The sequence below is a fragment of the Shewanella chilikensis genome, assembly GCF_037953065.1.
Classification (GTDB): Bacteria; Pseudomonadota; Gammaproteobacteria; order Enterobacterales; family Shewanellaceae; genus Shewanella; species Shewanella chilikensis.
In genome coordinates this window covers 500,399-523,219 of sequence record NZ_CP149966.1, presented here as the reverse complement: position 1 = coordinate 523,219, position 22,821 = coordinate 500,399, and the positions used below count along the sequence as shown (strand labels likewise).

The following is a 22,821-nucleotide window of genomic DNA, read 5'->3' as shown; positions in this document are numbered from 1 at the left end:
TGTAGCCCTAAAGCCAAAAGGAAGTAGCAGATGATACGTTTCAGCGCACTCGACAATTGGGAAGATCCCCGCGGCGGACAGATAGAAAGACTCAGAATCGATAACGGCATTCTGGCACTGGAAGTGCTCAGTCTCGGTGGCATTATTCGCTCACTGTGGGCACCGGATCGCCACGGTGAACGAACCAATATCGTGCTTGGCTGTGACTCTGTGGCCGATTATCTGGCTCAGGACGCCTGTTTGGGCGCCGCTGTAGGGCGTTACGCCAATCGCATCAAGCAAGGTCAAATCAACTACCGCGGCAAGACTTTTTCTCTGGATAAGAACTTCAACGGCCACTGTCTGCACGGCGGCCGCGAAGGCTTTCATCGGCGCCAGTGGCAACTGGGCACATTGCCGGACGGGGTGCGCCTTAGCCTGATAAGCCCGGATGGCGACATGGGCTTTCCCGGAGAATGCCGGGTACAACTGGACTATCGCCTGGCGGGCAACAACCTGTTTGTGGAGTTTATGGCCTCAAGCAGCCAAGACTGCCCGGTGAGCCTGACCCAGCATAGCTATTTCAACCTCGATGGCCGGGCAGATATCAGTGAGCACCAGTTGCAACTCGATAGCAACAAAGCCCTGGCAACCGACTCTGAAGGCATTCCCAGCGGTATAATCGATACCCAAGGCGGCATATTGGATCTCAGTCAGGGCAAGGCACTCAAGATGCTGCTTGGACAGCCGGAACTGGCCGCCGGCCAAGGGCTGGATCACTGCTTTATCAGCCGGCAACAGAAAGATGAGCTCTGGCGTGTGGGCCGTTTGAGCGCGCCGCTATCCGGTCGCGGCCTGACACTGTATACCAATCAACCCGGAGTGCAGCTTTACACAGGCGCCGGGCTCGAAGGCGTCAAGGGTCGTAAGGGCCAGGCGATGAAGGCCTGGCAAGGGGTCTGTCTCGAGCCACAAATGCTGCCGGACGGCGCCAATCAGCCACAGCTGCACGGCGATCCCTGGATAACGCCCGGACAAATCTATCATCATTTGAGCCGCTACGAGTTCGACACCCAGGCATGACCAAACTCTATTTCAACGCCGAGGATCTCGGCCAGATCAGCATAGGCGCCTTTGCCTTGTCCGTGCCCATCTCCTTTTCCGAGGAAGCCTGGATGCTGGCGGCCAATCTGCCGGTGCTGAATCTGGTACTGGTGGTGGTATTAAGCCTGAGCTTTATCGCCCTGTTTGCCTATCAGAGTGTGTTTCAGGCCAATATCAAGGCCAGGGTGTGGGGATTTTGGCTGCGGATCCTGCTGGCTTATGCCCTGACCTTGCTGGTGGTGAGTGTCGTCTTACTGGCCCTGGATAAATGGCCATTATTGAGCGATCCCTTACTGGCGCTGAAGCGCACCCTGCTGATCGCCATGCCTGCCTCTATGGGCGCCATCATAGTCGATAGCTTCGATAAAGAATAATCGGCTATCCAATAGCTAATGTCAGTATTCGACTGTCCGGTATACCCGGGCCACCGCTTCAGTAAACTGAAGACGGACGGCCGGGCAGAAGGATATCAGTCGTCGAAGCTGTCATCCCAATCGTCATCGAAATCATCACCCATGTTGTCGGTTTCAACCTCGACCTCAGGTTCCGGCTTGGGCTTACGCGCCGGAGCGCTGTCTTTGACGTTGTTCAGATTGACTCTGGCCTGCTGCTTTTGCATAAACTCGCTGCGGACCGCTTTGAACGCACTACCGAACTCACGCTCGGCAGCCTTGGCTTCATCCTCACCCAGCTCATGCAAGTTGGGTTTAACTATATCTTCCACATATTCAATAATCGCATTGCGCTGAGAGTTGAACAGGTAGATACGTCCAGGAGAGGCTTCGGGTAACTGATTGTCATGGACGACGATAGCATTGCCACGTGCGGTTCTGAGCTCGCCATACCAAACTTGTTTCTTTGCAGTGTTATACATATATGCCAATACCCTTAAATCAACACATACACCAGAGAAGTTGCCAATAAGTCGCTGCGCTTTGTGCCTAGACTTGCTCACGCCTTCCCTAAAGTTTTTCGGCCAAAGAAGCGCACTACTGCTCACTTTGCCACAAATAGGTTTCCACCTTTGGAAGGTGGCGTTTTCAAGTGCGTATTCTTACAGAATCTTTCCGAGAATCAATGCTGCAAACCGTGATTTTTCCAACTAAATAACGATTAATTTTTCATGACAGCACCCTAGAGTGCTCTCACAAAGGACTTTAGCCGAAATTTCCACCAGGGCAAGTTGAATTTTGCACGCAAACGCCTTAAGGCTGCATGTTACAGCCAACCAGCAACAATGAAGAAAAAGCTGCCGAAGGAATATTCAGCAGCCATAGGGAGTGGCGCGTCAGTAGCTACTTACTTCAGTGTCAGCACCACCTTGCCCGAGTGATTGCCGGATTCCAACAAGTGGTGTGCCGCAATGCAGTCTTGCAGCGGGAAGCTGGCAAAGATATGTGGCTTCAGGGCACCTTCATTCAATAACGGCCAGACCTTGGCCTTGAGTTCGGCAGCAATTGCCGCCTTGGCCGCGACGCTTTGAGGCCTTAAGGTTGAGCCGGTCCAAACAATGCGTTTGGCCATCAGGCGAAAGATATCCACTTCAGCCCTGGCTCCCCTTTGCATGGCAATAGACACCATGCGGCCATCACAGGCGAGTACCTTGAGGTTCTTGTTGGCAAAGTCGCCGCCAGCCATATCCAGCACCACTTCGACCCCCTTGCCTTGGGTCCAGTCCAGTACAGGTTCAACAAAATCTTGTTGTCGATAATCGATCGCCAGCTCGGCTCCCAGTTGCCGACACCAGGCGCATTTCTCCGGGCTCCCGGAAGTCACCAGTACTCTGGCACCAAAAGCCTTGGCCAGGGCAATGGCGCTGCTGCCGATGCCGCCCGAACCGCCGTGAATGAGCACTGTCTCGCCTGGCTGTAACCTGGCTCGCATAAACAGATTGCCCCACACGGTAAAGAAGGTCTCGGGAATCGCAGCGGCCTCTTCCAAGCTCCAGCCCTTGGGCACAGGCAAGCAATGACCCGCCCAGGTAAGCACATACTCACTGTAACCACCACCCGGCACCAGGGCACAGACCGCTTGTCCGGTCTGCCATTGGTCTACGCCTTGCCCCAACGCGACTATCTCACCGGCTACTTCCAGTCCCAGCACGGGAGAAGCGTCTGCCGGGGGCGGATAGTTGCCCTTGCGCTGGGCCAAATCCGGACCATTGACACCGGCCGCAGCCACCTTGATCAACACCTGCCCCGGGCCGGGAGTAGGGATCTCGGCATCAGCCAAATAGAGCACTTCCGGTTGCCCTGGAGTATCAAAAATAACCTGTTTCATTACTGCTCCTTGATGTAGGGAAGAGCCGAACCACAGCTTATATTTGCCTTTAACTCGTTGCAGTGCAAATCTGACATAGAGTCATGGCGGCCATTGTCTCGCCGCGTTCGGCAATCTCAATATTTGAACAGTTATGATGCCCCAATACCAAGCCTCGCAACCGCCATACGTTAAACCCGCATAAAAAAACGCTGCAAAAGCAGCGTCTTTGAACGATTGAAACAGCGGAAATTAATGTTAATTCAGCGCTGGATCAGATAACGGATAGTCGGGCCGTTCTGTTCTATCTCCAGCACCTTGTAACCGTGGTTCTTGGCATCCAATGGAATATTGTTGATCGACTGTGGGCAGTCGCTGATCACTTCCAGAATTTCACCGGGTTTGAGCTGGGGCATGGCCTCCAGGGTGGCAACGGCGGGATAAGGACAGGGTTCACCAACCATATCCAATTGGTAATCAGGAGTATATTGGCTCATTACGCGGCCTCCGCAGTCAGTTGTGCATCCCGTTTGGCTTTACGGGCAAAGAATTGTTTTTCCCAGGCGAGCATGGCGACAAACGCCAGGCCCAGCATCAGGTAGGTGGCCAGCAAGCCGCCCTTGTCCCCCAAGCTGGAAAGCAGGTTGACCTTGTCCCAACTGGTGGCCAGTGGTTCGGCCAAGTCGTCCCAGTAGTAGGCCAGAATGGTGGAGCCGATAACGTTACCCAGGCCAACCCACCAGAAGTGCACCTGCCCTTCCACGGCGCGGTACATCCAACCGGTTTCGCAGCCACCGGCCAGCACTATACCGAAACCGAACAGCAAGCCACCGATAACCGCGTTGGGACCAGCCCACATGATCTTGGGTGAAACCCCTAGTTGCACATAGCTGTAAATCCCTATGGCACTGACCGCCATACCTATGATGATCGCCTTGGCCATATGGGTACGACCGGTGATCCACATGTCGCGAAATGCCGAGGTAAAGCAGATCTGTGCCCTTTCAATCAGCAGACCGAAACCGACACCGCAAAGCATGGCAATACCCAGCTTGGGTGCGTTGAACAGGGTCAGGAGTCCCCAACCGACTATGCCGATAAACACCAGCATACCGATACGAAAACGCCTTCTGGCCTGGTTTTCATCCTGCTTGACCGAGCTGGCCTTGGTGACCTTCTTCAGCGCCACCGGAATGCGGAACATGGGCAGCAAGGTGAACCTGGCGCCAAAGTAAGAACCGGCGGCAGTGGCCAGCGCGAAGAACCAGGCATGCAGCGAGAACTGCGGAATACCGGTAAAGAAGGCCGCCAGGTTACAACCCATGGCCAAACGGGCGCCGAAGCCGGCAATGATGCCGCCAACCAGGGCCTGCATGATGCGCACCCGGCTCTGTGGCATTCTGAGCTTGACGTTATTGGCCCATAGCGCCGCGGCGATACAGCCACCGAACATGCCGATAATCATCATGCCGTCGATGCGATCCAGCGGCGTACCGGCCAGACCTATCACCTTGAAATAACCCCAGGTTTCCGGCTCGGCACCGAGCATTTGCAGCAAGTGGCCACCCCAGCGAGTGAATTCGCCGGTCACGGCCCAGAAGGTACCGGTCAGACCAAAATAGTAAGTGGAAAGAATACCAGCAGCGATAACAGCCGGCATGGGAGCCCAAAAACGGACCAGATATTGTTGTTTAAATTGTTGCCATGTCATGTCATTACCCTAATGAACGAGACCTTGCCAAAACGGACACTGGGTGTCCGTCAACCATTTTGTAAGGTGCGAACAAACAGCCCACAGCAACTGACCTGTCGCACCTTATTTCATGCCTTTACGGCGATAAAACCGCTGGAGTGCAGCAAACGACGGCTGTCTGGCATCATCAAAGCACTAAAGACCGGCCGAAACTGGGTTCCGACCGGCCATAAACAGTGTTTAACAACGATGATGAGCAGACAGTAGGCGCTGTGCTAAAGAAAGGGCGAACAAGTCCCGCGAGGACTTTGTCTTTACTTACTTAAATGGCCTTGGCCAGGCGATCGCGGCTCAACCCCGTCAGTCTGTGACCATGGGTGTAGAGCGTCGCACGACCGTTGCGGCAAAAGCCCACCAGCGTGATGTTGCTCTTCTCGGCCAACTCCAACGCCAGTGAGGTCACGGCGGACATGGCAAAAAGAATCTGAATATTGGCACTGGCAGCCTTTTGCACCATCTCGAAACTGGCTCTGCTGGTCAATAAAACCGCGATTGGCCGCTCGGCATGTTTCTGTGAAAAGGCACCAATTAACTTATCCAGTGCTATATGTCTTCCAATATCTTCATAGGCATCAATAATATGCCCATCATTATTTAAACCCATTGCAGCATGGGTGGCGCCAGTTAATTTAAAATGCTGTTGATTGTCCTTAACAAAATTCAAAGCAACCTTTAAATTGTTGATATTAAACTCGGCACCATTATCAACTCGAATAACAGGTTTAACCGCTTCTTCAAGTTGGGCAACACCGCAAAGTCCACAACCGGTTCTACCGGCCATATTGCGTCTTTGTTGCTTTAATTCCATGAAACATCTTTGGGTTATCTCAATCTGAACCAGCACACCTTCTTCGGTATATTCCAGCTCAACACCCTTGATTTCATTTATGTTTCTAACTATACGCTCCGACAGAGTAAAGCCGATAGCAAAGGCTTCAAGATCCTGCGGACTGGCCAACATTACTGTATGGGAAATGCCGTTATATACCAGGGCGATTCTCACTTCGTTCGCTAAATAGTCAGTTAATTCCGAAGCCTGCCCTTGTTCCATAAGGGTGACTTGTTTCTCGGTGACAACGTCATGCGAATAATAATCCATAAGTACCCTCTGAACCTATCTAAATAATAAAAATTTACAGACTTTAAAATAAAATAAGAGCTATATCACAAACTCATAAAGTAAATAAAAACAGGGTTGCTTCAACTGAATTCATTTTCTATTATCTCCCTGTCTTTCGATGGAAGAACGTCGTCTCCGGTGAGGCGTCCGGACTTCAAATCCGGGTGGGGCTGCCAGCAGTCCCGGGTAGGTTCGACTCCTATGTTCTTCCGCCAATCTTCATGGGACCAGAAAAGTTCAGCGTCCCGGATCTCCCGACTGTTACTGCGATATTTCCTGCGGGTAAAACCGCTGCGATCGAAAAACTCCAACAGTTGGATACTCACTTTGCGACCAAGACCTATCATCGCCTTGAACTCAGCGGTTTCCAGTTGCCCCTTTTGCGCTAAATGACCGCGAATAAGATCGGCGTAGTGACACAGCTTACTGCTGAGCAGGTATCTGTCTTTCACCACGGCGGTAATAAACCCTTGCTGCACCAACTGGAAACACAGCGGCCGCAGCTCACCCGGCTCCAGCTCAAGATATTCGGCCATCTCAGTCACCCACACAGGAGTATCCTGCTGTTCCAGCCAGGGGGATAAACGCTGCCAACAGGCTTCGGCTTGAGGGTCCAAGGTCATTCTGTGCTGCGGTAACTGCAACAAGGCGCCGCGCAGCACCATGCGGCGATCGCGACAGAGGCGCTCCAGGATCAAACTGGCCAGTGGCAAGGGGAACTTGCTGTGACTCATACGCAACAGGCGATTGCGCCCCAACCCCAATTGATCCGGGTGCTGCTGATGGTATTGCTCCAGCAGTGACAAATAGAGCTGTTGCTCGGCTTCCAGCAGTTCAGGTGCCAACAGGAAGCCGCCGTGGCGGCTGAGTCTGGCCTCCTGAATGAGTCGAGTCAGACCGGCTTCAGTCAGTTGCCAGCGCCAGGCCAAGTCAGCCACAGCCAAGGCCTGCTGTTTACCTAGGTAAGCCAGTGCAGTGGCCGGTGTTTCGGCATCGGCGAGACAGCCAATAAGAGCGAGCCGCTCGTCGGTGCGTTTCTTGCGATTGGGAACTGTCAGCGCCAGCACTCTACCGGCGCCCAGGGTGTGCTTGCCACTGGCGTGACGCAGCACTATAGGGTCGTCCTGACATAACAACAGCGGCTTATCCAGCACCAGCTCAGCCAGGCAGTAGCCGCGCTCATCGGCCTCGGTTAACTGGGATATGCGTCCCAGAGTATGATCGGCGCCGTGGTGGCAATGTACGCTCTGCCAGTGAGTCACAGGCTCAAAGGCGCGGATCTGCACCACAGGGCGACCACAGGCGTCCGGCTGGGGCAAACTACTGAGCCAATCGCCGCGTTGCGGCGCCCTGTGGTTATCAACACCACTGAGATTGAGGGCGACCCGGGTGCCCGGCAACGCCGTCTGCGACTCCTGTCCCTGGCAGTGAATGCCGCGGATCCTCAGCTTGTCTTTCTGACCCGAGCTATAAAGGTTATCACCAACATTGGCACTGCCACTGATCACTGTGCCCGTGACCACCCAACCGGCGCCTTTGACACTGAAGGCGCGATCCAGGGTCAGGCGAAAGGCCTGCTGCGCGTCTGCGGCAACGCAAGCCTTCTCATGCTGCAGCTCGCTCGCTGCCAGCGCCAGAATATGGTCCCTCAGCGATTCAATCCCCTGGCCATTGCTGGCCGAAACGCTAAACACACCGGAGGCCTTGAGGGCAAACTCACAGAGCAGAGCCTCACTCTCTGCAACCACTTCATCGATGCGGGCCCGCTCCACCAGGTCACTCTTGGTAAGCACCAGTGTCAGGCTCTCAAGCGGCAACATGGCTAAAATCTGCAGGTGTTCGCGGGTCTGCGGCATCACGCCGTCATCACAGGCCAGCACCAAGAGCGCGTGTCTGGCATGACTGACGCCCACCAGCATGTTGTTGATAAACTTTTCATGACCCGGCACATCGATAAAGGCCAGCCGTTGTTCGTCGGCAAACGACATAAAGGCATAACCCAGATCTATGGTCATGCCGCGGCGTTTCTCTTCCGGCAATCTGTCGGTATTTTGCCCTGTCAAGGCCCGAATAAGACTGGTCTTGCCATGGTCTACATGGCCAGCGGTTACCAAGATCACAGCGACACTCCCAAGGTGCTCAGCTCGGCCAGCAGCTCGGCTTCATCGTCGACCCCGCGCAGATCCAGCAGCAGTTGCTCATTGCTGATCCGGCCGATCACCGGCCGTTCGGCCTGCTTGAAATGTTGCTCAAGCTCAATCAGGCTAGCCCCCGGATTGGCACTGAACGCCAGTGCCACCGAAGGCAGGAAGGTATCCGGCTGTGAGCCGCTGCCCACCTGGGTGCGGCACTCCACCAGCTGCAGTTGATAACCGGGGGCAAACAGGGGCTGCAACGCCTGGTGCAAACGGCTGCCAAGCAGCTTGAGTTGCTGCTGACTGCGGCCGAACTTGACCATCATAGGCAGTTCAGTATCCAGGGTTTCAGGGTTGAGATAGTGGATCAGTGTGGCTTCCAGCGCCGCCAGAATCAGCTTATCGCAGCGCAGCGCCCGCTTGAGCGGATGGCTTTGCAACTTATTGATAAGCGACTGTTTGCCGACTATTAATCCCGACTGAGGGCCACCGAGCAGCTTGTCGCCGGAGAAGCTCACCAAATCGACGCCATCGGCCAGCATCGCCTGCGGAGTAGGTTCCTGCTTGAGCCCGAAGCGGCGCAAGTCGGTGAGCGAGCCGCTGCCGAGATCCGAGATCAGCGAAATATCATGCTCGCGGCACAATGTCGCCAGCCGTGACTCTTCCACCGAGGCGGTAAAGCCCTGAATATGATAGTTACTGGTGTGCACCTTCATGATGGCGGCGGTGTTGTCGGTTATCGCCTGCTCGTAATCCCTGAGATGGGTTCGGTTGGTGCTGCCCACTTCCACTAACGTCACTCCGGCCTGACGCATGATATCGGGGATCCGGAAGGCGCCGCCTATTTCCACCAGCTCACCGCGGGAAACTATCACCTCTTTACCGGCGGCCACCGCCGACAGCATCAACAGCACGGCGGCGGCATTGTTGTTAACCACACAGCAAGCATCGGCGCCGGTGAGGCGGTGAATAAGCGAGCTGACGGCATTGTCTCTATGGCCGCGCTTGCCGGCCTGCAGCTCAAATTCCAGTGGGGTCGGGTAACGCATCACAGAAGTAACGGCCTCGATGGCCGCCTCGGACTGCTGCGCCCGTCCCAGGTTGGTGTGCAGCAGGGTGCCGGTGAGGTTCCATACCGGCCTTAAACTGTGGCGATAATCGCTGGACAGCTGATCAACCAAAATGCCATACAAGGCTTGGTGTGAGTGACACCAGTCGGGCAGGCGTTGCTCACGGCCTATCCCGGCTCTTGCCAGCCGAAGTTGTCCATCCAGCGCCTGTTTGACGGCGGCCTTGCCAAAGCGGCTCAGCAGCGGAGCCAGTGCTGGCTCGGCCAGCAGGCTATCCATGGAAGGCAAAGCCCGATAGAGGTCTTTGAGGGTATCGGCAGTTTGGGTCATCATCTGTTTCATCATTGACTGAATAAAGGGAGGGCCTAAGCCCTCCCGGCTTTCGTTACTAACGAGCTAGTTACTCGCTGTCTTCCGTCTCGTGAGCCAGCAACAAGGGATTGACTGTGGTGGCACCATAGCCTTTCTCATTGAGCTGACTGTCGAGCATCAGGGTTGCCAAATCGTCGGCGGCCACATCCATTAGCGGTGACTTTTCGAGGAACATCATCTTGGTATAACCATGACAAGCCTCGCAGCTTTCGATGCGAACTTCGGCCTGATAGTCGTCCAAAGACCAGAGGGTCATCTCCTTGTCATGCCCGCAGCAAGTGCAATGGGCACGTATGAAGTGCCACTCGCTCTCACACAGGCTGCAATGCAGATAACGCAAACCGGCTCTGGGTTCATCGACTATCACGCTGGCAACCGGATGACTGCCACAAACCGGACACAGGCTCTGCTGTTTGACCTGGCGCTGATCCATGCGCTGAATGACTGCCGGCGCCCAGTGAGACCAATAAAGCCCCATGGCAGCCCACAGAAACAGACTGAACCTGGCGGGCACTGCACTCAGGTTGCCCTGACGCAGCGCCTGCCCCCAGGCACTCAATTGCTCGGGCGCCTGTTGCATCAAAAGACGCAGCACCCGGGCGACCGACTCATCCACCTGAGGCAGGAGTTCACTGAGCAGTTGCTGCAGCAAACTCTGCCAATAGCTGTCGGCACTGGGGCCCAAGTCTGCGAGGGGCAATCCCTCGGACTTGTCCCAGGCGGGAGGAAGGCCGAAGTCTTCCTCCGCCGCCAGTTTGGCCTGTACGGCGACCAAACGGCGACACAGCTCCAGGTAATCAGCCAGCGGCGAGTCCTTGGCCAACACTTCCAGACGCTTGGCTCTGCGCAGATAAACGCTGACAGGATCGGCGGCTTTCAGTGGTTTGAGCTCCAGCGGCGACTCGCTGCCGGGGGCCAGGGGTATCTCGGCTGTTTGACTCATTTAGTGTTTCTCCGCTTCCGAATCTTCTTCCAGCATTCTGGGGTGGTGCTTACGGCACCAGGCCTTGGAGACCTTGCCGTAGAGCATGCCCGCAACCGAACCTTCTACCCAGGTCGCCATCCAGAAGTGCACCATCACGAAAATCAGCATGATGAGGGCACAGATGGCATGCACCAGAATCGCCCAGCCAATGGTTGTGGCTGAGAAATAAGGTGCAAAATAAGGCTGCCACATGATGAAGCCTGTCACCGTCAGTCCGATGGAGGTCACCACGAAAGCACGGAACAGCACCTTTTGCCCAGGGTTGTAATGGCCGATAGGCGGGATCTTGTCCTCGTTCTCAAACATCACATCCTTGATGGACAGCATCCATTTCAGGTCGTTCTTCTCCCACTTGTTGTGATGGTAGTAACGCACCAACATCAACATCAGCGGCAGACACATAAACAACCCGGCAATGGGGTGAACGAAGCGCGCCAATTGAGGCGTGCCCGCAATAGCCCCCATCCACTGGAAGGAAGGATAAAAGAACGAAAACCCGGTCAGAAAGGTGACCAAACCTGCCGCCACAATGAACCAGTGGCAGATGCGGTCAAACAGCTTATGACGCACTATCATCTCTTGCTTGTGATGCTTGCTCATTTGCCGTCCTCCTCTTTCTGAGCCGCTTGCTGATCTTCCTCAGGCGGCTGATAACCGGGTTGATCCTCTTCGACTATGTTGCGGCCAACGGTGATCTTGTGCAGACAAGCCACGGCGGCGGTTGCCAGGATCCCAACTGTACCCAAAGGCTTGACCCAGTCCTGCCACAGAGTGACAGACAGTGGGATCTGCGGATCTTCCGGCATGTTGTAGCTTTCAGGCTGAGTGACATCGTGCAATATCATCATCATCGCTGTGCCACCCACACCTTCCGGGTTGTACAACCCGGCCTTGGCAAAGCCACGCTCCTTGAGCTCGGCCACCCGCTTGTCGGCATAGAACAACATGTCTTCACGAGTACCGAAGCGCAGTGCGCCTGTGGTACAGGTCTTGACGCAAGAAGGCTCCAGCCCGACCGCCAGGCGGTCGGAACACATGGTGCACTTGTAGGCCTTGTTGTCCTTGGGGTCGATTTTAGGGATATCGAACGGACAGGCACTGGCGCAGTAACCGCAACCAACACACTTGTCTGAATCGAAATCCACTACCCCGTTGGCGTGCTGCACAATGGCGCCTGCGGTCGAACACGCCTTGAGACAGGCTGGATCGGCGCAGTGCATACAAGCTGAGTGAGTGAACTGCCAGCGCAACTTGTTGCGCTCGTCCATCACCTCGTTGTACTCCATCAAGGTCCAGACCTGGCCGGAGAGTTTCATCGGGTTTTGATAACTTCCCTCGAAACTGCCCACTTCTTCACGCAGATCGTTCCATTCGGAACACGCCACCTGACAGGCCTTACAACCGTTACACTTGGTCGCATCAAACAGTTTTGCAACCTGCTTGATATCACCAATCCGAGTTTGCGATGCCGGCGTTGCCGCTGAGGTGCCTGAGCGTCGAATAATATCTTGTGTTGCCATTATCAGACCTCCGCCTTCTCAACGTTCACCAGGAACGCTTTGTACTCAGGAACACCCGTGTTGGCATCACCCATCTCTGTGGTCAGCACGTTACAGGTATATGCCTTCTTGGTGAGGGCGTTATGACTACCGTGACGTGGAATACCCAGGGTGTGTACCGTTTGACCATTGACTTGCAGTGGCTGCAAACGCTTGGTCACCAGAGCCTTGGTAAAGATGTGGCCACGCTTGGAGCTCACCTTCACCAAATCACCATTCTTGATGCCTTTTTCTGCTGCCAACTGCTCGTTCATTTCCACAAAGGTCTCTGGCATGGAGATCGCCGCCAAACGGCAGTGAGTCGTCCAGAAGTTAAAGTGTTCAGTGAGCGAGTATGTGGTACAGGCGTAAGGGAACTCCTCTTTGGTGCCTATGGTTTCTTTCACACCCTCAAACCAACGCAGCACTGGGCTGTGCACCACTTTAGGATGCAATGGGTTGGTCCCGATTGGTGATTCCACCGGCTCATAGTGCTCAGGGAACGGCCCTTCTTTCAGCAGCTTCAGGGCGAACAAACGGCCCACACCTTCTGCCTGCATGATGAATGGGTGCGCGCTGTCCTGTGGATTGAGCTTGGCGTTGAAGTCAGGCACGTCTATGCCTTCCCACTTGCCATCTTTCCACTCGACTATGGTGCGGTTTGGATCCCAAGGCTTACCGTTGACATCACAAGAGGCGCGGTTGTAGAGCACTCGGCGGTTGGCAGGCCAAGCAAATGCCCATCCAGGGGTAATCCCCTTGCCGGATGGATCATGGTTGTCACGGCGTGCCATCTGGTTGCCTTGCTCGGTCCAGGAACCGGCATAGATCCAACAGGCACAGGCGGTGCTGCCATCGTCCTTGAGTTCACTAAAGCTGCTCAGTTGACGGCCGGTGTTAACATCGTATCCGTTCAACTCTTTGGTCAGCTCCACCGAGCTTGGGTTGTGCGGATCGGCATAGTCCCACTTGACCGCCGCCACAGGCTCAGGCAGTTTGCCGCCCTCTTCGCGATACAGCTTTTTCAGCTCCAGCAAAATACCGGCCACAATCTCAGAGTCGGGCATGGATTCACCGGGAGCATTGGCACCCTTGTAATGCCACTGCATCCAGCGACCCGAGTTGACGATGGAACCTTCTTCCTCGGCAAAACAGGTTGTGGGCAGACGGAACACTTCCGTTTGGATACTGGCGGTATCAACTTCGTTGTAATCCGGCTCATTTTGCCAGAAGGTCGCAGTTTCAGATGCCAAGTTATCCAATACGATCAAATACTTGAGCTTGCTCAGCGCCTTGAGGTTCTTGTTGCGGTTAGGCATAGAGTTAATCGCGTTAACCCCCTGCACAATACAACCGTTGATCTGACCGCGATACATCATGTCGAGATAGCGGCCAAAGTCATACATCTGATCCCACTTAGGCAACCAGTCATAACCAAAGTCGTTTTCAGCTGTGGCATGCTCGCCCCAGAAGCCCTTCATTTGCGAAATAAAGAACTTGGGATAGTTTTGCCAATAGTTGGTTTGACCCGGACGCAACGGCTTAGGCGTATAGTGGCCCAGATAAGTCTGCAGATTGACGTCTTTATCATTGGGCAGCTTAAGGTAGCCCGGTAAGCTCTGACACAGCAGACCCATATCGGTCGAGCCCTGAACGTTGGCGTGACCACGCAAGGCGTTAACCCCACCGCCCAACTGGCCAATGTTACCCAACAGCAACTGCACCATGGCCATGGTACGAATGTTCTGCGCACCCTTACTATGGTGAGTCCAGCCCAGGGCATACATAAAGGTCGCCGCCCTGTCTTTGGTGTAAGTGCTGCCAATCGCCTCACAGACCACTTGGTAGTCGTCTACCGGTGTCCCTGTGATGTTGCTGACAGTGGCAAAGTCGTAACGTTCTACGTGCTGTTTCAGCAGGTTCCACACACAACGTGGATGCTCAAGGGATTCATCCACCTTGGCATAGCCGTTTTCGTCGAGTTGATAGAACCAGGATTCTTTATCGTAGTCGCCCTTCTCTTCATCAAAACCTGAGAACAGACCTTCGTGGAATTCAAAGTCTTCCCGCACCAGATAGCTGGCGTTGGTATAGGCCTTCACATAATCGAAGTTGATCTGGTTGGTGGAGATCAGATAGCGGATCACACCCAGCAAGAACGCAATGTCTGTGCCTGAGCGGATAGGAGCATAGTGATCGGCCAAAGCAGCACTACGGTTGAAACGAGGGTCAACCACAATCAATTTGGCATTGTTATGTTGCATAGCTTCCGTGACCCAGCCGAAACCGACAGGGTGCGCTTCTGCAGCATTACCGCCCATAATGATCACTACATTAGAGTTCTTGATGTCGATCCAGTGGTTGGTCATGGCACCGCGCCCAAATGTTGGAGCAAGACTTGCTACCGTTGGGGAGTGTCAGTTACGTGCAATGGTATCGATGGCGACTAAGCCAAGAGAACGAGCAAACTTTTGAGTCGCAAAACCACTCTCGTTCGCCATTCCGGATGAGGTCATCATCCCTGTGGTCAACCAACGGTTGACTGTTACGCCATCGGCGTTTTTCTCAATCAGGTTGGCATCACGGTCGTCTTTCATCAAACGGGCAATACGCTTGTAAGCTTCGCCCCAACTGATGCGCTTCCATTCATTACTGCCCGGAGCGCGATACTCAGGGTACTGCAGACGGTGCGGACTGTTGACATAGTCCACCAGGCCTGCGCCTTTAGGGCAGAGCGCCCCACGGTTTACCGGATGATCGGCATCACCTTCAATATGAAAAATGGCATGTTCAGAGTTTTTGCCACCGCTGCCTTGGCTATACATAAGCAAGCCACAACCCACCGAGCAATACGGGCAGTTGTTGCGGGTCTCTTTAGCTCTGAGTAGTTTGAATTCCCGAACTGCAGCATAAGCCTTCTCGGACAACAACCCCAGCGCAGATATGGCTGAAGTTGCCGCCCCGGCAGCGCACAGTTTGAAAAACTGACGTCTGTTCATAGCGTCCTCACACTCTTGTCGTTATGAGTTTTGATTGGGGTCGCAACCCTTGGCTGCGACCTGCCAAGTGCAGTCGAATCAAAGACCACACTCTGCGTAAGATTATCCTTAAAGACACTCAGGATAACAAATAATGACACGAGACCAAGATCACAAAGGGGTAGCTATGACAAATTGAACCATAAACACAATAAAGATCAGAATTAAAACCCAAAAATCAAACAAGAAATAGCCTATACCACCAAAACGAACAAAAAACACACCAAAAGACATTTTGTCCAAACATATAGGTAAATTTTGTCCCAACAGCGAAAAAGGCAGGATAAAGCACCATTAACTGAGGTTCAATCGACGGGAAAGAGAAAAGGATAGTGCTAAAAAAGCCGACAACTAAGACAAGGGGAAATAACTGAATGAACGAATATAACAGATAAAACAAAGTATTACATCAGTAACACCTTTACACTATCTGCAGTAGCCAACCGGGGGAGCAGAATAACCGCCATCAAGTCAAATTGACCCACCGCCTAAAAAACCATCAAACACTAAACAACAGATAAGCCACTCACAAATGTAAAGATTGTCAATTTTTATCAAAAATATCCTGCCGCTATTGGCGAATCAGGCATAGCGGGCACTGACTTGAGACCCAAAGCTCATCTGTACCTATCAGGAAAGCATCTCAGTAAACCGTTCATGACGTCGATAATATTGCTAAAGGCCTGGTCAGGTTCAAGGAGACGGAGCCAAACAGCAATAGCTCAATCCCGAGCCTCAAGCTATTACCGCAAAAGAGCAGCACCTATCGCTCGAAAGGCGCCAAGCAAAAAGCCACTGCAGTTGCAGTGGCTTTTTCTGGTATCAAGCACAAGTGCCTATCTCCAATAGACCTCAGAATGGGATATCATCATCCCAGCCGTCATCCAGATCCGGCGTGTAGTTCTGCTGTTGTGGCTGAGGCTGTGGTGCCGGACGCTGCTGTGGAGCCGCCTGTTGTGGCGCTGGCTGCTGTGGCTTGGGCGCATAACCTGAGTTCTGCTGCTGACCATAGCTTTGCTGCTGCGGCGCGTTGTACTGCTGCTGTGGTTGCTGTGGCTGTTGTGGTTGCTGAGCAGGCTTGGGCTGATAGCCGCCGGACTGCTGTGGCGCATTGTATTGAGACTGTGCCTGACCACCGCCGTAACCACCTTGGTTTTGGTTCATACCGCCCTGATTGCCGCCCTGGCTCATACCACCTTGATTTTGGTTACGGCCACCCAGCATCTGCATGGTACCGCCCATATCGACAACCACTTCAGTGGTGTACTTATCCTGACCGCTCTGATCTTTCCACTTGCGGGTCTGCAGCTTGCCTTCCAGATACACTTGTGAGCCTTTGCGCAGGTACTCACCGGCAATTTCAGCCAGCTTGCCGAACATGACAACCCTGTGCCACTCGGTACGCTCTTGCTGTTGGCCCTGTTGGTCCTTCCATGACTCACTGGTGGCCACTGTGATATTCGCTACGGCGTTGCCGTTTGGCATGTAGCGCACCTCTGGGTCCTGCCCCAGATTGCCCACCAGAATTACCTTATTAACACCACGACTGGCCATCGAAATCTCCTGCGATTTTCACTTAAACTTAGCTTAATTGACAGAGCCTAACACAGCTCTGGCTTGTCTTAAATCGAATTGATCGTTCACCTTGAGGTAAGCGACTCTTTCTTCCAAAACCACTATGGCTTCGGCAACCCCCGGCAATTGAGAAAGCTCGGCGGCCATCTTCTGCGCCTGCTCACGGCCACTCACTTGGGCCTCTAGAGTATAACTCTTGAGCAGCACAGGATTTTTCATTCCCAGGGTCAATGCCAGCCAGATAATCAGCAGCACCACTGCCACGCTAAACACTCCGGCAGCGCCCATGATTTGATAGGCGCCACCACCGAGCAAACCGCCACAGAAGGCGCCGAGAAACTGACTGGTGGAATACACCCCCATGGCAGAGCCTTTGGCTCCCACGGGACAAAATTTGGCGATCAGGCTGGGCAGCGAGGCTTCCAAGTAGTTAAAGCCGGTAAAGAAGGCCACTATGGCCAACGCCAACACCCAAAGACTATGGGAAAACAGCGCCATCGCCAGCAAAGAGGCCAGCATGATCAACAAAGCAAACTGAAACATCCCCTTGGTATTGTTGCGCTTCACGCCGATGATGATCAGCGGCACCATCAAAAAGAAGGCGCCGACAAAGGCCGGAAAATACAGCATCCAGTGCTTTTCTTTAACAAGACCTGCGTCCACCAAGTCCAGCGGCAATGCCACGAATACCGCCGTCAGCACCAAATGCAGAATAAAAATACCGGCATCGAGGCGAAACAACTGCGGATCTTTAAGCATATTTTTCAGCTTGCCCGGTTCCGCCATGGTATCGCCCTTGGGCGCATGGGCCACAGGGTTGGGCACCAGCAGTTGCACTATCAGCATACCCAGCAGCGCCAGGCCCGCAGTCAGGGCAAACAAGCCCGATAGCCCAAGATGCTGCGCCACCACAGGCCCCACCAGCAGCGACAAGGCAAAGGAGAAACCTATGCACATACCTATGATAGCCATCACCTTGGTGCGTTGCTCATCCCGGGTAAGATCCGCCGCCAATGCCAGCACCGCGGCGGCGATGGCGCCCATACCCTGCAGAGCACGGCCGGCGACAACGCCGTAAATACTGTCGGACATAGCCGCCAGGACACTGCCGAGGGCAAACACCAACAGGCCGCCGAGGATAACCGGCTTGCGGCCAATTCTGTCTGACAGTATCCCCATGGGGATCTGCAGTATCGCTTGAGTCAGACCATAGGCGCCGATGGCAATACCCACCCACAGAGGTGAGAAGCCTTTGAGATCTTGTCCATAGAGCGCGAAGACAGGCATGATCATGAACAAGCCCATCATGCGCAGCCCAAATACACTGGCTAATGAGAACGCGACTTTTCTTTCTGTGCCGGAAAGTCCACCGTTGGCCATAGTTTATGCCCTGGATTAAGAATTTTTTAAGGGAGCGCATGTTACCACGAAGGTTTTGAACAGCTCAAAGAGAAAAACCCAAGTCGCCCTCAGCCCACGACTGAAGGCTTGTTACTGACAGTATGCTGTCAGTAGGACAAATGCGCCGCCGCTATCGGCACAGCGCAAAATATGTGATACTTGTGCTCTTTTTCTCCAGTGATTAGCCAAAGTAGAGACTGATGGACAAGATAGACATTCGCGGTGCCAGAACCCACAATCTCAAGAACATCAATCTGACCATTCCCCGAGACAAACTCATTGTTATTACAGGCTTATCTGGTTCGGGTAAATCTTCTCTCGCCTTCGATACCCTCTACGCCGAAGGTCAGCGGCGCTATGTGGAATCCCTGTCGGCCTATGCCCGCCAATTTTTGAGCCTGATGGAAAAACCGGATGTGGATCATATCGAAGGCCTGAGCCCGGCGATCTCGATTGAACAGAAGTCCACTTCCCACAACCCCCGTTCTACCGTGGGAACCATTACCGAAATCTACGACTATCTCAGATTGCTGTTTGCCCGTGTGGGCGAGCCTCGTTGCCCGGTTCACGGCCAGCCGCTGGCGGCACAAACTGTCAGCCAGATGGTAGACAAGGTACTGGAACGCCCCGAAGGCGAGCGCCTGATGCTGTTGGCTCCCGTAGTGCAGGGCCGCAAGGGTGAGCATGTCAAATTACTGGAGAACCTGGCGGCCCAGGGCTATATTCGCGCCCGGATCGATGGCGAGGTGTGCGATCTGTCCGACCCGCCGCCACTGGATCTGCATGTAAAACACAATATCGATGTGGTGGTTGACCGCTTCAAGGTACGCGAAGATCTGCAGCAGCGGCTGGCGGAATCTTTCGAAACCGCACTGGAGCTGTCCGGCGGTGTGGCCACTGTAGCCAGCATGGAGGAAGGCAGCAATGAAGAGTTGCTGTTCTCCGCCAACTTCGCCTGCCCTCACTGTGGTTACTCCATGGCCGAGTTGGAACCCAGGCTGTTTTCCTTCAACAACCCCGCCGGTGCCTGCCCGACCTGTGACGGCCTCGGGGTACAGCAGTTTTTCGATCCCGATCGGGTGATCACCAACGACGAGCTGTCGCTGGCCGGCGGCGCCATTCGTGGCTGGGACAGACGCAACTTCTACTATTTCCAGATGCTCACCTCACTGGCCGAGCATTACGGCTTCGATGTGGAAACCCCCTTTGGCGATCTCCCCGCCAAAGTGAAGAAGATAGTGCTCTATGGCTCAGGCAAAGAGAATGTCGCCTTCCGTTATATCAACGACCGCGGCGATGTAGTGGTTCGCAACCACCCGTTCGAGGGCATCCTCAATAACATGGACAGACGCTACCGGGAGACAGAGTCCAACTCGGTGCGTGAAGAGCTGGCCAAGTACATCAGCAATCAGGCCTGTTCCAGTTGTGGCGGCTCACGCCTGCGCGAAGAGGCCCGCAATGTGTTTATAGGCAATATCAATCTGCCGGAGTTGACCACCTGGTCCATTGGCGAGGCCAGCGACTACTTCGCCACCCTGGGCTTTGAGGGGCAAAAGGCACAGATAGCCGAGAAGATCCTCAAGGAAGTGGGCGATCGCCTGGGCTTTTTGGTCAATGTCGGCCTCAACTACCTGAGTTTGTCTCGTTCGGCAGAAACCCTCTCAGGTGGCGAGGCGCAGCGGATCCGTCTGGCCAGCCAAATTGGCGCCGGTCTGGTCGGGGTGATGTATGTACTCGATGAACCTTCGATTGGTTTGCATCAGCGCGACAACGAGCGCCTGCTCAACACCCTCACTCACCTGCGGGACTTGGGCAACACTGTGATTGTGGTTGAACACGATGAAGACGCCATCCGCATGGCGGATCATATTATTGATATCGGCCCCGGCGCCGGGGTGCATGGCGGTGAAGTGATCTGTGACGGTGACATCAACGCCATCATGGCCTGTGAAGCATCTGTTACCGGCCAATATATGTCCGGCAAGAAAAAAATCACTGTGGCCGGAGGTCGGGTGCCCTGCGATCCCGGCAAGATGATCAAGCTGTTCGGTGCCAGCGGCAACAACCTCAAGCAGGTGGATCTGGAGATCCCTGTCGGACTGCTGACCTGTGTCACCGGGGTATCCGGCTCAGGCAAGTCTACCCTGATCAACGACACCTTCTTCAAGATTGCCCATCGCATGCTCAACGGCGCCACCGCCGAAGAGCCGGCGCCCTATGAGCGTATCGAGGGCATGGAGCTGTGCGACAAGGTGGTGGACATAGATCAAAGCCCCATAGGCCGCACGCCGCGCTCCAATCCGGCCACCTACACCGGCATATTTACCCCGATCCGCGAGCTGTTTTCGGCGACTCAGGAATCCCGTACCCGCGGCTATCAGCCGGGGCGTTTCTCCTTCAACGTCAAGGGCGGCCGCTGTGAGGCCTGTCAGGGTGACGGCCTTATCAAAGTAGAGATGCACTTCCTGCCGGATGTGTACGTGCCTTGCGATGTCTGTAAGGGCAAGCGCTACAACCGTGAAACGCTGGAAGTGAAGTACAAGGGTAAGAACATTCACGAAGTGCTGCAGATGACGGTCGAGGAAGCCCGTGTGTTCTTCGATGCGGTGCCGGCCATTGCCCGTAAACTGCAAACCCTGATGGATGTCGGTCTGTCTTATATACGTTTGGGCCAGAGCGCCACCACCCTTTCCGGCGGCGAGGCTCAGCGGGTCAAACTGGCTAAAGAGCTGTCGAAGCGGGATACAGGTAAGACCCTCTATATTCTGGATGAACCCACCACAGGGCTGCACTTTGCCGATATCCAACTGCTGCTGGATGTACTGCACAGACTCAAGTCCCAGGGCAACACCATAGTGGTGATTGAACACAATCTGGATGTGATCAAGACAGCCGACTGGATAGTGGATCTGGGGCCGGAAGGTGGTTCGGGTGGCGGCACTATTCTGGTGGCCGGCACCCCGGAGCAGGTAGCCGAGCATCCAGAGTCCCATACCGCCCGCTTCCTTAAACCTATGCTGTGAGGTGACTGTGACAGGCAACAGACTACTGTTATTGGCCCTGGTTATCTGTATGGCGGGTTTATTACTGGCAGCCTTGGACCCCTTGGTAGGCAACTGCAAACGCTATTTGGGTGAAGTGGTCCATTCCGGCCCGGATGGCACTACCGTCGCCCTGCCCGATGGCCGCACTGCGCTGGTTGAACCCAGTGCCCTGCCCCCGGCGACTCTGGTCACCATAGGCGCCAAGCGTCATTTGGTATCGGGAATAGAGGTATTCAAGCTCAAAGGCCGAGCAGAGGCAGATACGCCTTCGGCCAGCCATGGCGGCAATCCCCTACCGCCCGGCTATCAGGGCGGCGTGGCACAAGCCGCGAAATAAGCAGGCAAACCTGTCTCGGAGAATGGTATAAACTGCAACATAGCTTGAGTTGATTACCCTTGCCGGAGGCAGGATGCCGATGACACTCTCTATCCACCCGCCGCTGTGGGCACTCTCTATTCGCTCTCCGCTGTGGGCACTCCTATTGATATTGCCGATGCTTGCTGCCGGTTGCAGCAGTTCGCCCGAACGCTGCGGCGCTGAGATTCAACTGAACTGGGCCGAGACAAAGCAGCTGCAACAGGATATCGAAGTGCTTGCCTCGCCCAGGCTGCAAGGTCGGCGCAGCGGCACCCAAGGCGCTGCGCTGACCCGCGAGTACCTCACAGAGCGCTTTGAACAAATCGGCCTGCAGCCGCTCACTTCGGTATTTCCGCCCCTGGCCGAGACTCTGAGCGGCTTTCAACACTCATTCAACTATGTCGATGGCTTTGCCGACGCTCGGGGCATCAACCTTTTGGGCTGGCTGCCGGCTGCCGAACCGACCACTGAGTGGCGCCTGCTGATTGCCCACTATGATCACCTGGGCGATCGCGGCCCGGGCTTTTATCCGGGAGCCGACGACAACGCCTCTGGCGTGGCGGCCTTGTTGGCCATAGCCCGAAGAGTCAAACAAGCGCCCAGTCGCTATAACCTGCTATTTATTGCCAGTGACGCCGAAGAACCCGGACTCTATGGCAGCAAGGCCTTGGTGAGCGCATTGCAACAAAGCGGTTTTGCCGAGCACATCTCGCTGGCGGTCAATCTGGATATGATAGGCAGGCCCGGGCTTCCCTATGCCATCTACCTCGAAGGCAGCCGCTATTTCCGCCACTATGATGACTTCAGCGCCTATCTGATGGCGGGCACAGGGCTGTGCATTCGCCCCAGTCATCCGCGCCCTATTGGTCGCAGCGTGCAGCGCAGCGACTGGCTCAGGGCCTCGGATCATTATCCCTTCCACCAGGCTGGGATCCCCTGGCTCTATTTCGGCGTTCCCGCCCACGCCCTGTACCATACCCGTGATGACACGCCCGACAGACTGGATTATCCTTTTATCGGCGCCGTGACCGAAGCGGCCGATCTGCTGCTGCGACTGCCATCGGAACAGCTACAAAACCGATAGTTGGCC

At 54.7% G+C, this 22,821-nt stretch carries 17 protein-coding genes, 1 tRNA gene and 1 pseudogene; 6 read left to right on the top strand and 13 right to left on the bottom strand.

Annotated elements, in window-relative coordinates; genetic code table 11:
* The first annotated feature begins 30 nt into the window (after positions 1-30).
* Complete coding sequence (locus tag WKR14_RS02465) at positions 31-1,062, top strand: aldose epimerase family protein (protein ID WP_286996308.1); 1,032 nt, start codon at positions 31-33, stop codon at positions 1,060-1,062.
* A complete protein-coding gene (locus WKR14_RS02460) occupies positions 999-1,457 on the top strand; it encodes a DUF2391 family protein (RefSeq protein ID WP_373296803.1) in 459 nt (152 codons plus the stop codon). Before WKR14_RS02465 ends, WKR14_RS02460 begins: the two co-directional genes overlap by 64 nt.
* A gap of 95 nt (positions 1,458-1,552) precedes the next feature.
* On the opposite strand, the gene WKR14_RS02455 is transcribed toward WKR14_RS02460, so the two are convergent.
* The 5 genes from WKR14_RS02455 to fdhD all read right to left on the bottom strand — a co-directional run bounded on the left by WKR14_RS02455 (position 1,553) and on the right by fdhD (position 6,194).
* A complete protein-coding gene (locus WKR14_RS02455; protein WP_071238709.1) occupies positions 1,553-1,957 on the bottom strand; it encodes a hypothetical protein in 405 nt (134 codons plus the stop codon).
* 425 nt (positions 1,958-2,382) lie between these two features.
* The gene (locus WKR14_RS02450; protein WP_165564392.1) at positions 2,383-3,363 is read right to left on the bottom strand and encodes an NAD(P)H-quinone oxidoreductase; all 981 of its coding nucleotides are present in this window, start codon (positions 3,361-3,363) and stop codon (positions 2,383-2,385) included.
* 242 nt (positions 3,364-3,605) lie between these two features.
* Positions 3,606-3,839 carry a sulfurtransferase-like selenium metabolism protein YedF gene (gene yedF / locus WKR14_RS02445; protein ID WP_025010175.1) on the bottom strand — a complete coding sequence of 78 codons (234 nt, stop codon included), beginning with the start codon at positions 3,837-3,839 and terminating at the stop codon, positions 3,606-3,608.
* A complete protein-coding gene (yedE, locus tag WKR14_RS02440; RefSeq protein ID WP_039033515.1) occupies positions 3,839-5,053 on the bottom strand; it encodes a selenium metabolism membrane protein YedE/FdhT in 1,215 nt (404 codons plus the stop codon). Before yedE ends, yedF begins: the two co-directional genes overlap by 1 nt.
* A 304-nt stretch (positions 5,054-5,357) precedes the next feature.
* Entirely contained in the window at positions 5,358-6,194 is an 837-nt protein-coding gene (gene fdhD / locus WKR14_RS02435) for a formate dehydrogenase accessory sulfurtransferase FdhD (RefSeq protein WP_071238705.1), read from the bottom strand.
* A 141-nt stretch (positions 6,195-6,335) separates the two neighbouring features.
* On the opposite strand from fdhD, the gene WKR14_RS02430 reads away from it, so the two are divergent.
* A tRNA-Sec gene (locus WKR14_RS02430) sits at positions 6,336-6,430 on the top strand.
* A 69-nt stretch (positions 6,431-6,499) separates the two neighbouring features.
* Here WKR14_RS02430 and selB read toward each other — a convergent pair.
* From selB to WKR14_RS02385, 8 genes and pseudogenes are all read right to left on the bottom strand, one after another.
* Positions 6,500-8,335 (bottom strand): annotated as a pseudogene (selB, locus tag WKR14_RS21345) (selenocysteine-specific translation elongation factor); the annotation flags it as partial.
* A complete protein-coding gene (selA, locus tag WKR14_RS02415; protein WP_071238746.1) occupies positions 8,332-9,753 on the bottom strand; it encodes an L-seryl-tRNA(Sec) selenium transferase in 1,422 nt (473 codons plus the stop codon). The gene selA and the pseudogene selB, both read right to left, overlap by 4 nt.
* 67 nt (positions 9,754-9,820) lie before the next feature.
* Complete coding sequence (gene fdhE, locus WKR14_RS02410) at positions 9,821-10,735, bottom strand: formate dehydrogenase accessory protein FdhE (protein ID WP_039033518.1); 915 nt, start codon at positions 10,733-10,735, stop codon at positions 9,821-9,823.
* Complete coding sequence (locus WKR14_RS02405; protein ID WP_039033519.1) at positions 10,736-11,377, bottom strand: formate dehydrogenase subunit gamma; 642 nt, start codon at positions 11,375-11,377, stop codon at positions 10,736-10,738. It lies immediately after the preceding gene.
* The gene (gene fdxH, locus WKR14_RS02400) at positions 11,374-12,297 is read right to left on the bottom strand and encodes a formate dehydrogenase subunit beta (protein WP_071238702.1); all 924 of its coding nucleotides are present in this window, start codon (positions 12,295-12,297) and stop codon (positions 11,374-11,376) included. The genes WKR14_RS02405 and fdxH overlap by 4 nt, the downstream gene beginning before the upstream one ends.
* 2 nt (positions 12,298-12,299) lie before the next feature.
* A complete protein-coding gene (gene fdnG, locus WKR14_RS02395) occupies positions 12,300-15,314 on the bottom strand; it encodes a formate dehydrogenase-N subunit alpha (RefSeq protein WP_234554920.1) in 3,015 nt (1,004 codons plus the stop codon).
* 891 nt (positions 15,315-16,205) lie between these two features.
* Positions 16,206-16,907, bottom strand: a complete 702-nt coding sequence (gene ssb, locus WKR14_RS02390) for a single-stranded DNA-binding protein (protein WP_165564386.1) — start codon at positions 16,905-16,907, stop codon at positions 16,206-16,208.
* A gap of 33 nt (positions 16,908-16,940) precedes the next feature.
* Positions 16,941-18,308 carry an MFS transporter gene (locus WKR14_RS02385; RefSeq protein ID WP_101056391.1) on the bottom strand — a complete coding sequence of 456 codons (1,368 nt, stop codon included), beginning with the start codon at positions 18,306-18,308 and terminating at the stop codon, positions 16,941-16,943.
* Between the two features lie 221 nt (positions 18,309-18,529).
* On the opposite strand from WKR14_RS02385, the gene uvrA reads away from it, so the two are divergent.
* The 3 genes from uvrA (at position 18,530) to WKR14_RS02370 (ending at position 22,815) form a co-directional block, all read left to right on the top strand.
* The gene (uvrA, locus tag WKR14_RS02380; protein ID WP_093983773.1) at positions 18,530-21,352 is read left to right on the top strand and encodes an excinuclease ABC subunit UvrA; all 2,823 of its coding nucleotides are present in this window, start codon (positions 18,530-18,532) and stop codon (positions 21,350-21,352) included.
* 7 nt (positions 21,353-21,359) lie between these two features.
* Positions 21,360-21,710, top strand: coding sequence for a hypothetical protein (locus tag WKR14_RS02375; RefSeq protein ID WP_146225990.1), 351 nt, complete (start codon positions 21,360-21,362; stop codon positions 21,708-21,710).
* A gap of 73 nt (positions 21,711-21,783) precedes the next feature.
* Entirely contained in the window at positions 21,784-22,815 is a 1,032-nt protein-coding gene (locus WKR14_RS02370) for a M28 family peptidase (RefSeq protein WP_234554909.1), read from the top strand.
* Positions 22,816-22,821: the final 6 nt, after the last annotated feature.